Consider the following 11664-nt stretch of genomic DNA (forward strand, 5'->3'; position numbering starts at 1 on the left):
GAAGGATGTTCGCGCCGCCGAGGGGTTCCCTCAGCAGGCGCTAGCGATCGAGCCCCACGACGTATCGGCCCTGTCGTTGCTGGCGCACTGCAAGTTGTACCATGTCTGGGTGGGGACCTCCGACAGCCCCAAGGCGGCGTTGGAGGAGGCCCATCGCATCGCCCTCAACGCGGTGTCGGCCGACCCGCAGGACGCGTTCGCCCACTACACGCTCGGCGTGGTCATCTCGATGACGGGGCGGTTCGCGGAAGCCAAGGCGGAACAGCGGCGGGCCTTGGAGCTGAACCCCTATCTGGCCGCGGCCGCGGGTGAACTCGGCCGGCTATTGGCCTTCGAGGGACAGTCGGCGGAGGCGATCGCCTATTCAGAGCGTGCGATCGCCAGCAGCCCCAACGATCCGCACAGCTGGCTGTGGTTTCGATCGAAGGCGATCGCCCGCTTCATCGACGGAGACTATGCCGCCGCCGCACGCGACGCGGCGGACGCCTGCGCGCGCGGGGCCGAGCGCTTCGCTCTCCATTTCCTGCTGAGCGCCTGCTATGCAGCGGCCGGGCAGATCGAGCAGGCCGGCCTCACGCTTGAGGAGGCCGAGCGCCTGGCCCTCGGCCGGCACGGTCCGGGCGCCGAACGCAACAACGCCACCGCCTATTCCCTCGCGACCCTCAAGACCGGACACCCTTTCGCGCGGCCGGCGGACCTGGAAGGCCTCGTGAAGGCGCTGCAAACGGCTGGCTGGCAGGGCGGGTAGCGGCGATCAGCCTCCGCCGACGCAGCGCGGGAAAATTGTTAACGCCTGGGTGGCAATTTGTCACAGACAGCAACCTAGGCGAGACCGGGGTCAAAGCCTCGGACATCCGAAATGTCGGCACCACAGAAAGTGGCTATCCTCGGCGGCGGCATGGGCGCGCTCACCGCGGCGTTCGAGCTCAGCAGCCAGGCTGACTGGCGCGAGCGTTTCGATATCACGGTCTATCAGATGGGCTGGCGACTCGGCGGCAAGTGCGCCTCCTCCCGCGGCGACAACGACCGCATCGAGGAGCACGGCATCCACGGGTTCGTGGGCAGCTACTTCAACGCCCTGCCCCTTATGGGCCAGGTCTACGCCGAGCTCGACCGCAAGCCCGGCCAACCGCTTGCGACCTTCGAGGAAGCCTTCCTCGGCTCCGACTTCACCATGCAGTGGGAGTTCAAGGACGGCGCGCTCGTCCCATGGCCGGTGCGCCTGCCGCCGAACAGCCTCTCGCCCAAGGACCCGTCTTCCTACAAGGGCTTGGAGACCTCGATCGCATCCCTGCTGGACGAGATCGAGCGTTCGCTCACGGGCCTCCCGAGCCTTCTCGAGGCGGGCGTCAAGCTGCTGATCGGCGCGGCCAAGCGCACGCTCTTCTCGACGCCACTTTCCGCCGGGCCCAAGCATCCGCTGGTCAAGGAACTTACGAACGCGCGCAAGATGATCACCGACGCGGCTGAGGCCATTGACGCCTTCGCGCCGGCCTTCGCCGAGCACGCCACCGACCTGCGCCGCAATCTCCTGACCCTCGACTACTACGCCACGCTGGTGATCGGCTGCCTGAACGACAACGTGGTGGTGAACGGCTACGACGTGCTGGACGACGAGAACTGGAGCGACTGGCTCGTCCGCCACGGCATCCAGGCCGAGACCCTGGCCTCGCCGGTGGTCATGACCACGGTCAACATCTGCTACCAAAGCCCCAACGGCGACACGAGCCGGGCCGCGCGCATGGGCGCGGGAGCCTACGTCGACTGGACGATGCGCGGCACCGCCTACCTCGGATGCTCGATCTGGAGCTTCGCGGCCGGCACCGGCGAAACCGTGGTCGCGCCGCTCTACGAAGTGCTCAAACGCCGCGGCGTGAAGTTCGAGTTCTTCCACAAGGTGGAAGCCCTGCGCCTGCACCCCACCGACCGCCGCCGCGTCGCGTCCGTCGAGATGACGGTCCAGGCCACGCTCAAGGACCCGGAGGCTGGCTACCAGCCGCTGATCGACGTGAAGGGGCTGCCCTCCTGGCCCAGGCGGCCGCTCTACGACCAGCTGAACGAGGGCTCCATCCTGCGGGCGCTGGACCTCGACCTGGAGTCCTACTGGAACGGCTGGCCCGACGCGGCCCACCCGCACCTGAAGGCGCCCAAGGTCCTCACCCACGGCGTCGACTACGACAAGCTGGTGTTCGCCATTTCGCTGGGCGCCGTGCCCTACCTCTGCAAGGAGCTGGTCGACGAGGATCCGGCCTGGCGGGGCATGGTCGACAATATCCCGGCGCTGCAGACCCAGGCCATGCAGCTGTGGCTCAAGCCCGACCTCTACGAGATGGGCTGGACCGAGAAGCTGGATCCGGCAAAGAACGAGGTCGCGCTCTCCGGCACCTACTTCTGCCCGCCCAACGGCAACGCCAACTTCCCCGACTTGCTGAAGTGGGAGAGCTGGCCGGCCGAGGCGATGCCCAAGGCCCTCTGGTACTTCTGCGGCCTGATGCCGGACTACGAGCCGCCGGCTCCGTTCTCCGACACCGACTATCCCCGCCGCCAAAGCGAGCGGGTCAAGGCCCAGTGCATCCAGTACCTTCAGACTTCCATCGGCACGATGCTGCCGGGCGCCACCGTCCGCGCCGTCAACGGCCTCGGCGATCCCATGAGCCTGGACTTCAACCTGCTGGTGGACACCAAGAATCCGGGGGCAGAGGGCGTGCAGCGTTTCGACAGCCAGTTCTGGCGCGCCAACATCGATCCCACCGAGCGCTACGTCACCACCCCCCCGGGCAGTGTCCGTCACCGTCTGGAGGCCTGGGGATCGGGCTTCGACAACCTCGTCCTGGCCGGTGACTGGATCTACACCGGGCTCAACGTCGGCAGCTTCGAGGGCGCCACCATGGGCGGCAAGCTCGCCGCCCACGCCGTCTCGGGCGCGCCGGCCTTGGACAGCATCATCGGCTACCCGACCGTGCCGCGCCCGCAGGTTCCGGCAGGGCGGACGGAGGATGACGTGGCCAGGCCTCGGCTGCGCGTGGTGGGCTAGCGGGCTCCTCCTCCGGAAGGAGCCAGGGTCCCCCGAGGTTCGCGCAAACTCTCGATGACAGCGGTGCGACTGCGACTGTAGCCTCCAGTCGCCTTGGGAGAACCACCGTGCCATCCAAACATCTTGTCGACCCACAGATCCTGCCGCTGACCGAGCAGATGCCGGGCTTTGAACTCTCCGCCGAGGGGCTACCGGCGGTCCGGGCCGCGATGCTCGCCACGCGGCCGCCGCCGCCGCCGCTGCCGGACGACCTGGTCTGCTACGAGGTCCGCACCCCGGGACGCGACGGCGCGCCCGAGGTCCGGCTGGTGGTGACGGCGCCCAAGGCGGCCGGCCAGGGCCGGCCCGGCGTGCTGCACGTGCACGGCGGCGGCTATATCCTGGGCTCGCCCGAGATGACCGCCGAGTCCGACCGCGCCTACGCGCGTGAGTTCGGCGCGGTGGTGGTCTCAGTGGACTACCGCCTGGCGCCCGAAACGCCCCACCCCGGCCCGGTGGAGGACTGCTACGCCGGCCTCGACTGGCTGCATCGCGAGGCCGAGAAGCTGGGCGTCGACCGCGGCCGCATCGCCGTCACCGGCGAAAGCGCCGGCGGCGGCCTGGCCGCGGCCCTGGTGCTGCTGGCGCGTGAGCGGGCTGAGATCCCCATCGCCTTCCAGCACCTGGTCTTCCCAATGCTGGATGACCGCACCGTCTTACACCCCGAGCCATCGCCCTATCTCGGCCAGTTCGTCTGGACGCGGGAGAACAATCACTTCGGCTGGTCGGCCCTCTTGGGCTGCGAGCCCGGCGGACCGGACGTCTCTCCCTTCGCCGCCCCGGCGCGGGCCACGGACCTGGCGGGCCTGCCGCCCACCTTCATCATCTGCGGGGCTCTCGATCTCTTTCTGGAGGAGAACCTGGAGTATGCCCGGCGGCTGATCCGCGCCGGCGTGCCGACCGAGCTGCACGTCTACCCCGGCGCGCCGCATGCCTTCATGTTCGTCCCCGACGCGGATATCAGCCGCAGCTTCGCCCGCGACTCCATGGCCGCCCTGGGCCGCGCGCTCAAGCGAGCCTGACGCTGGCGCTGGCCTCCGGCGCGCCGCCGGCGCGTCAGGCTCCACTTGACAGAACTTTGTCAGGGAGTAGTTGACGCCCCCGGCGTCAAGGATAACTTGACGTCTGGGCTCGACAAGGCGGGGGCGTCATGGCCGCAGACACGAAGCTTCGCACCCTCTACGTCCTGGCCGCGACCCAGACGTTGTCTGCGCTGGGCAGCCGCATCAGCGGGCTGGCGATCGGCATCTGGGTCTTCCAGCAGTCGGGCCAAGCCACCCCTCTGGCCCTGGTCGCGTTCTTCGCAGCCCTCCCGATGATCCTCGGGGGCGGCTTTGCCGGCGCGCTGGTCGACCGGTTCGACCGTCGGCTGGTGATGGTGCTCGCCGACGCAGGCGCCGCGCTCGCGACGGGCCTCCTGCTTATCAGCTTCCTATCGGACGGCTTCGAGCTCTGGCACCTCTACGCCATCACCGTCTTCCAGGCGGTGTGCGGGACCCTGCACGCGCCGGCGACCCAGGCGTCCATCGCCATGCTCGCCGGCGACTCCCAGCGGGACCGCGCGAACGCGATCATGCAGCTGGCCGGGCCAACCGCGGGCGTTGTCGCGCCGGCGCTCGCCGGGCTGCTCTATGCGATCATCGGCATCACCGGAGCGATCGTCATCGACCTGGCGACCTTCGTGGTCGCCGCGGCCGTCGTCCTTCGGCTACGCATCCCGCGCCCAGCGGCCACCGCCGCGGGGCTCGCGCTGGCCGGCTCGATCTGGCGCCAGGCGTTCGACGGGTTCCGGTATCTCCGCGCCCGGCCGGTGCTGCTGGCGTTGTGCCTTTACTTCACCGCGGTCAATTTCCTCCTCGGCGGAGCGCTGGTCCTCATCACCCCCTACGTGCTCACGCGAAGCGGCAGCGAAGCCGCGCTCGGGCTGGTGTTCGCGGCGCTCAACGCCGGCTCCATCGCCGGCGGTGTCCTGGCCGCCGCGATAGGGCGGGCGGCCCCACGCATCCACCGCATGTTCGGCGCGGTCATGGCCGGCTGCGCCTTTCTCGCGCTGGCTGGAATGGCGCGGGAGGCCTGGGGTGTCGGCCTGTGCATACTCCTGTACGCCGCCATGCTGCCGTTCATGAATGTCCCCTTCATGTCGATCATGCAGGCCAAGATCGCACCAGACGTACAAGGCCGCGTGTTCGCCGCCTTCTTCCAGATGGCCGGACTGATGATGCCCCTCTCGTACCTCCTGGCAGGCCCTCTCGCAGACCGGGTGTTCGAGCCCGCCGTCGCCCGGCCCGACTGGCGGTCGGTCGCGCCTCTCGTCGGAAGCGAACCCGGCGCGGGCATAGGCCTCATGTTGCTTCTGGGCGGCTCGCTTAGCCTGCTCATCTCGCTCATGGTCTACGCCAACTCCGCAATCCGCCACATCGAGACCGACCTGCCGGACTACGTGCCGGAGGCTGCGCCTGCGGCCGACGCCTCGCCTTCCTGAGTGCGCCGGGCTTTGCCTTGCCTCCCGTCGGGCTTGCCGGAATAAGGGAGAAAACGGGGAGAACTTCATGAGCGTCGAAGACAAGCTGGCGATCCTGGAATGCCTGGCCGCCTACTCGCACACGCTGGACAACGGCGACGACGAGGGCTGGGTGCAGCTGTTCACCCCGGACGCCGTCTGGGAGAGCTTCGCCGCGGGGTCCGACAAGCCGTCAATCCACTACGAAGGTCGCGCGGGCATCCGCGAGTTCGCCGCCGCGATGCGCTCGCGAAGTGTGGCGCAGGTGCGGCACCTGAAGATCAACACCATCTTCGTCGAACTGACCGACAAGATCGCGCGCATCCGCTCGAACGGCGTCCTGACGGCCAAGGCGCCCGGCCAGCCGGCGAGCATTGCCCTCACCGGCATCTATGCCGAGACCCTGCACAAGACGCCGGCCGGCTGGCGCATCGCCCATATCGCGCTGCACATCGATCCCTAGACGGACGCCCCTTGCCGCCCGTGGAGCCCGCGTCCACAGTGCATTCAAACAACTGTTCGGCCGCAGAGCCGGACAGGCTGTCGGGAGACACGGGCATGGACAACGCGCGTTCGGGACGGCGCATCGGCATCATCGGCGCGGGGCCTGGCGGGATCTGCGCCGGCATCAAGCTTAAGGCCGCGGGCTACGACGACTTCGTCATCATCGAGAAGTCGGCGGGCGTGGGCGGCACCTGGCGCAACGCGCGTTATCCCGGTCTCACGTGCGACGTCCGGTCGTGGTCCTACTCGTTCACTTTCGAGCCCAATGCCCACTGGTCCAGCCACTATGCCGGGCAGCCGGAGATCCTGGCCTACATGGAGCGGGTGGCCGAGAAGTACGGCCTGGGTCCGCACCTGCGCCTGGGCCGCAAGGTGACCGCCGCCCACTGGGACGATGCGACCAGCCAGTGGCGCCTAACCGCCGGCGAGGGCGAGACGCTGACCGTCGACATCCTGATCGCCGCCCAGGGGATGTTCAACGACCTCAACTGGCCCGATGCGCCCGGCCTGGAGGACTTCGCCGGCGTCATGTTCCACTCCGGCGACTGGCGTGACGACCATGACCTGACGGGCCGCCGCGTGGCGGTGATCGGCACCGCCGCCAGCGCAGTGCAGTTCCTGCCGAAGATCGCGCCCAAGGTGGCCAGGCTGACGGTATTCCAGCGCTCGCCCAACTGGGTGGCGCCCAAGGACGATCCGCCGATCACGGCCGAGGAGCGCGCCCGCCTCACCAGTGACCCCGATGCCGTCGAGGCCCTGCGCCGCGAGGTCCACGCCTCGCTGGAATCGGTGATCACCTTCTCCGACCGCCAGATGCTGGAAGGCGCCACCCGCGCCGCCCTCGCCAACATCGACGCGGTGCAGGACCCGGCGCTGCGCGAGAAGATGCGGCCGACGGTCCCCTGGGGCTGCCTGCGCCCGCTGATGTCGAACGAGTACTATCCGACCTACAACCTGCCCCACGTCGAGCTGGTCACGGAGCCGGTCGAGCGGATCGTCGCGGAGGGCGTCGTCACCCGCGACGGCCGCCTGCACGCGGCCGACACCCTGATCTGCGCCACCGGCTACCACGTGCGGCGCTACCTGGCGGCCATCGAGGTTACCGGGCGGGCGGGCCTGCCGCTCGCCACGGCCTGGGCGGACGGAGCCGAGGCCTACCTGGGCCTGATGACCAGCGGCTTCCCGAACCTGTTCATGTTGTACGGGCCCAACACCAACAACGGCTCGATCCTCTACATGATTGAGCGCCAGTGCGACTTCATCGTCAGGCGGCTGCAAGAAATGGATCGCGACGGCCTGGCGTGGATCGATGTCCGCCGCGACGTCATGGACGCCTACAACGCCGACCTGCAGGCCGACCTGGAGAAGGTCGAGGTCTGGCAGGCGAGCTGCAGCAACTACTACCGCACCGAGTCCGGCCGCATCGTCACCCAGTGGCCGCACAACATGGCCGAATACCAGCGCCGCTGCGAAGCCGACCAGCAGGGATGCTTCGAGACCGGCCGCGCTCCGGCGCCCGCAGACGCCTGAGCGCGGGCCGCGCTCAGGCCACCTGGCGGCTCGCCATGGCGTCTTCGAAGCCCAGGAAGGTGATGTGCTCCTCGACCGGCACACGCTCGCGGCCGAAGTCGTTGACCGCCGCGGCCGGATCGCGCCAGCCGATCGCCAGGCCGCAGAACAGCAGCGTGTCGTCAGACAGGCCCAGGTGGGCTTTGATGGTCCGCCCGTAGACGCCCATGTACTCCTGCGGGCAGCTGTCCAGCCCCTCGCCCCGCAGCAGCAGCATGATGGTCTGCAGCCACATGCCGACGTCCGACCACTGGGCTTCCTTCATCAGCTTCGGGAAGTGGCACAGCAGGAGCACCGGCGCGCCGAACGAGAGGCAGTTGTCCTGTGCGAACTTGGCGCGCGCCGCCGCGTCCTGGCGCTCGATGCCCTGGGCGCTGTACATCGCCGCGCCCACGGCCCGCAGGCGCGCCTGGTACTTCTCCACCTGGCCCGGCGCCGAGAAGTCGTACTCCTGGGGATTGTCCACCTCGCTGGCCAGCAGCTTCGCCTGGAGCGCCTTCAACGGCGCGCCAGTCAGCACCACGGCCTCCCAAGGCTGGAAGTTGCAACCGGAGGGGGCCCACCGCGCCTGATCAAGGATTCGCCGGACGGTCTCCAAGGGCACCGGCCTTTCGGTAAAGGCCCGAACCGATCGTCTCGTGGCGACGGCGTCCGCGACAGTCATTCCCATCGTTCCTTCTCTGCAGAGTCTGTTCGGCAAGTCGCTAGGGCCCAGGCTGGCGCTTGTACAGCCCTCGGCGCGCGGCGCTAGCGCGCGCCGGGCGGAACGTCCAGGCGGCGGTCCTTGGGCAGGGTGTTGAGTGCGGGGCTTTGCTTGGATTTGTCGAAGCCGGCCATGACGCGCTCGAAGCGCTCACGCACCACGCCTTCGTATTCGACGTGGGTGAAGATATACATGTCGTTGTCCTTCACGCCCTCGACGACGCGTTGGCCTACGACAAGCGGATCAATGCCACCGGCCATCCACTGGCGCTGTTGTTCCAGGTTGTCCTGGCCGAAGTCCTTGCCCTTTTCGCCATAGACCGTGTTCTGGCGGTTGCGCCGGCCGGCATAGATGTTGGTGCTCACAAGCCCCGGGCACAGCACAGAGACGCCGATGTCCTTCGGGGCGAGCTGCTGCTGCCAGCCTTCGCTCATCGCCACGACGGCGAACTTGGTGGCGCAGTAGGGCTCCATCCCGCCGGGACTGATGTGGCCGGCCATCGAGGCGGTGTTGACGAAGTGGCCGCCCTCGCCGTGGCTTTCGATCAGCGGCGCAAACACCTCCATGCCGTAGACGACGCCCTTCAGATTGACGTCGATCACCCAGTCCCAGTCGCCTTCGGGGACGCCGCCGAACGGGCCGCCCGCGCCGATGCCGGCGTTGTTGGCGACCAGGTGCACCTTGCCGAACTTGGCGATCGTCGCGAGCGCGCCGTTGCGCAGCGAGTCGCGGCTGGTGACGTCCACCTGCACGCACTCGGCCTTGATCTGCTTGGCGCGCAGTTCCTCGACCTTCTTGAGCGCGACATCGGCTTCGATGTCGGCGAGCATCACGTTCATGCCTTCGCGGCCGAAGGCTTCGGCCATGGCGAGGCCCATCCCGCTCGCACCGCCGGTGATGAAGGCGGTCTTGCCGCGCAGGTCTTTCATGTACTCACGTCTCCTGGAAACTATTGCGTGGCGCGCAGCACGCCGATCGGCGGCGGCTCACGCTTCGGCAGGGTGTTGATGGCCGGGCTCTTTTCCCAATAGTCGAACGCGGCGCGGATGCGGCGGTGGCGCTTCTCCACGTTCTCGCGCCATTCCCAGTGGGTCAGCACATAATCCTCGTCCGCCATCACGCCTTCGAGCACGCGCTGGCCGACCGTGAGCGGATCGATGCCGCGTTCGGCGAGGATCTTCCCGGCGCCCGCCGGATCCTGCCCGGGGCCGCCGAAGTCCGCGAGCCGGTTGCGGCGGCTGGCCAGGATATTGGTGTTCACATAGCCTGGGCACAGCACCGAGACGCCGATCTTCCGGTCCTTGAGTTGCTCGCGCCAGCCCTCGCTCATGGCGACGACGGCGTACTTGGTGGCGGAGTACTGCACCTGCGGTCCGCTTACGAGGCCGGCGCCCGAGGCGGTGTTGACGATGTGTCCGCCCTCGCCATGCGCGGCGATGAGCGGGGCGAACGTCTCGACGCCATGGACGACGCCCAGGATGTTCACGGCGTTCTGCCAATCCCACTCCGCCTCGCTCATCTCGGCGATCGGGGCGGTGATGGCGACGCCGGCGTTGTTGCAGAGGTAGTGCACCTTGCCGAACTTCGCGATCGTCTCCAGCGCGGCGGCGCGGACGGAAGCTCGGCTCGTCACGTCGCATTGGACGCCCTCGGCGCGGATCTGCTTGGCGCGCAAGAGTTCGAGGGCCTTGGGGATCGCGTCTGCCTGGACGTCGGCGATCATCACGTTCGCGCCTTCCGCGCCAAACGCCTGCGCCATGCCCAGGCCGATGCCGCTGGCCCCGCCGGTGATGAACACCGTCTTGCCACGCATGCTCCCGGACGGCGCCGCCGGCGCCCCGTTCAGCGCCGGGCTCTTCTCCGCACGATCGAACCCGCGTTCGATGGCTTCCAGCCGCGGCTCGACCACCGCGCGGTATTCGGGGTGCGGGATGATGTAGAGGGTGTCGTCCTTGACCGCCTCGAGCACGGCCATGGCGACGACGTCGGCCGGCATGCCGCCCTGCTCCATCATCTGCTTGATCTGCGCCCGCTGCTCATCACCCAGCGGCCGCGCGCCGCCGAGCGCGTCCGGCCGGTTGCGGTAGCTGTCCAGGATGTTGGTGTTCACCAGCGCCGGGCATAGCACCGACACGCCGATGTTCTTGGCCTTGAGCTCGGCGCGCCAGCCCTCGCTCATGCCGACGACGGCGTATTTCGTGGCGCTGTAGGGCTCGACGCCCGGCCCGGTGAACAGCCCGGCGAGCGAAGCCGTGCTCACGATGTGGCCGCCTTCGCCGTGGGCGTCGATCAGAGGAACGAAGATCTCCACGCCATTGGCCACGCCCTTCAGGTTGACGTCCAGCACCCAGCGCCACTCTTCCTCCGTGAGGCGCTCCATCGGGGCGGACACGGCGACGCCGGCGTTGTTCACGACCACATGAACCTTGCCGAACTTGGCGAGCGTCTCGAGCGCCGCGTTGCGCATGGAATCCCGGCTCGACACATCGGCCACCACACCTTCGCAGCGGACCTGCTTATCGCGCAGGGCCTCGACGGCGCGTTGCAGCGCCCCCTCCTCGATGTCGGCGAGCATGACGTTCATGCCTTCGCGGCCGAACGCCTCGGCCATCGCGAAGCCCATGCCGCTGGCTCCGCCCGTGACGAACGCCGTCTTGCCGCGAAATTCCTTCATCACGCCGCTCTCCATACCGGAAAATCGATTGATGCGCCGCCGGCGCGGAGCCCGAATGGCGGCACTCTATTGAGCGGCGTGTCCGCTTGCCACCCGCGCCCGCGTCAAAAGTACACCGGGTCCACATAAAGTCCCCGGCTCTCAGCGCCCGGCGGCACGGCGATGTTGGGGGTCCACATGTTGTAGGGCTCCACCTCATCGGCGAGGGCCTGCAGCACTGCTGCCGCCGGCCCATGCGGCGAGGTGAAGATCGTCAGGCGGTCCATACCGCGCGCCGCCAGCCAGCCGCACCAGGCGCGCAGCAGCGCTTCGAAGGCCGCTTCGGCCCCCGGCGCAAAAGCGTAGTCGAGCACGAGGCCCGGGTCGGAGTGGGTCTGCGCCCCGTCCCGCTCGGTGACCACCCGCAGCGCGCGTCCGGCCGGCCACACCCCGACCATGGCCCCGTCGGCCAGCCACATCCGGTCCCAGCCGTAGAGATCGGGCGCCCGCTGCAGCCGCGCGACCAGCCGTTCCTCGGTGTAGGGGACGAACATCTCCTCTTCGCCGTGGAAGGCGTTGAGGCCCGCCACGATCGCCGCGGCGTCCTGCGGCGTCGCCGTGCGGCCGAAGGCGGCGCCGGCCAGCCGGGCGCTGGACAGCCG

General features: G+C 68.6%; 9 protein-coding genes and 1 pseudogene. 6 read left to right on the top strand and 4 right to left on the bottom strand.

The features are described from left to right. The 6 genes and pseudogenes from QZV94_RS17680 to QZV94_RS17705 form a co-directional block, all read left to right on the top strand. A pseudogene (locus tag QZV94_RS17680) lies at positions 1–748 on the top strand (hypothetical protein); the annotation flags it as partial. Between the two features lie 111 nt (positions 749–859). Further along, positions 860–3034 (top strand): NAD(P)-binding protein, encoded by a 2175-nt coding sequence (locus QZV94_RS17685; protein WP_293679635.1) that lies wholly within the window; start codon positions 860–862, stop codon positions 3032–3034. 107 nt (positions 3035–3141) lie between these two features. Then, a complete protein-coding gene (locus QZV94_RS17690) occupies positions 3142–4095 on the top strand; it encodes an alpha/beta hydrolase (RefSeq protein ID WP_293679638.1) in 954 nt (317 codons plus the stop codon). A gap of 128 nt (positions 4096–4223) precedes the next feature. Continuing rightward, positions 4224–5555: an MFS transporter gene (locus QZV94_RS17695; RefSeq protein ID WP_293679640.1), complete on the top strand. Its 1332-nt coding sequence runs from the start codon at positions 4224–4226 to the stop codon at positions 5553–5555. 67 nt (positions 5556–5622) lie between these two features. Further along, a complete protein-coding gene (locus QZV94_RS17700) occupies positions 5623–6036 on the top strand; it encodes a nuclear transport factor 2 family protein (RefSeq protein ID WP_293679644.1) in 414 nt (137 codons plus the stop codon). Between the two features lie 95 nt (positions 6037–6131). Then, positions 6132–7607, top strand: coding sequence for an NAD(P)/FAD-dependent oxidoreductase (locus QZV94_RS17705; protein WP_293679647.1), 1476 nt, complete (start codon positions 6132–6134; stop codon positions 7605–7607). Between the two features lie 13 nt (positions 7608–7620). Here the strand turns inward: QZV94_RS17705 and QZV94_RS17710 are convergent, their stop codons facing one another. The 4 genes from QZV94_RS17710 to QZV94_RS17725 form a co-directional block, all read right to left on the bottom strand. Then, entirely contained in the window at positions 7621–8316 is a 696-nt protein-coding gene (locus tag QZV94_RS17710; protein ID WP_367254746.1) for a nitroreductase, read from the bottom strand. Between the two features lie 77 nt (positions 8317–8393). Then, positions 8394–9278 carry an SDR family NAD(P)-dependent oxidoreductase gene (locus tag QZV94_RS17715; RefSeq protein WP_293679654.1) on the bottom strand — a complete coding sequence of 295 codons (885 nt, stop codon included), beginning with the start codon at positions 9276–9278 and terminating at the stop codon, positions 8394–8396. 20 nt (positions 9279–9298) lie between these two features. Next, positions 9299–11023 carry an SDR family NAD(P)-dependent oxidoreductase gene (locus QZV94_RS17720; RefSeq protein ID WP_293679659.1) on the bottom strand — a complete coding sequence of 575 codons (1725 nt, stop codon included), beginning with the start codon at positions 11021–11023 and terminating at the stop codon, positions 9299–9301. A gap of 104 nt (positions 11024–11127) precedes the next feature. After that, a partial coding sequence (locus QZV94_RS17725; protein ID WP_293679662.1) for a hypothetical protein occupies positions 11128–11664 on the bottom strand: 537 nt, incomplete at its 5' end.

Source organism: uncultured Phenylobacterium sp., from assembly GCF_902826855.1.
Taxonomy (GTDB): Bacteria; Pseudomonadota; Alphaproteobacteria; order Caulobacterales; family Caulobacteraceae; genus Phenylobacterium.

Coding starts and splice junctions, on each gene's coding strand:
- QZV94_RS17705 (WP_293679647.1), top strand. CDS start 6,132: ATGGACAACGCGCGTTCGGGACGGCGCATCGGCATCATCGGCGCGGGG.
- QZV94_RS17715 (WP_293679654.1), bottom strand. CDS start 9,278: ATGAAAGACCTGCGCGGCAAGACCGCCTTCATCACCGGCGGTGCGAGC.
- QZV94_RS17720 (WP_293679659.1), bottom strand. CDS start 11,023: ATGAAGGAATTTCGCGGCAAGACGGCGTTCGTCACGGGCGGAGCCAGC.
- QZV94_RS17700 (WP_293679644.1), top strand. CDS start 5,623: ATGAGCGTCGAAGACAAGCTGGCGATCCTGGAATGCCTGGCCGCCTAC.
- QZV94_RS17685 (WP_293679635.1), top strand. CDS start 860: ATGTCGGCACCACAGAAAGTGGCTATCCTCGGCGGCGGCATGGGCGCG.
- QZV94_RS17695 (WP_293679640.1), top strand. CDS start 4,224: ATGGCCGCAGACACGAAGCTTCGCACCCTCTACGTCCTGGCCGCGACC.
- QZV94_RS17710 (WP_367254746.1), bottom strand. CDS start 8,316: ATGGGAATGACTGTCGCGGACGCCGTCGCCACGAGACGATCGGTTCGG.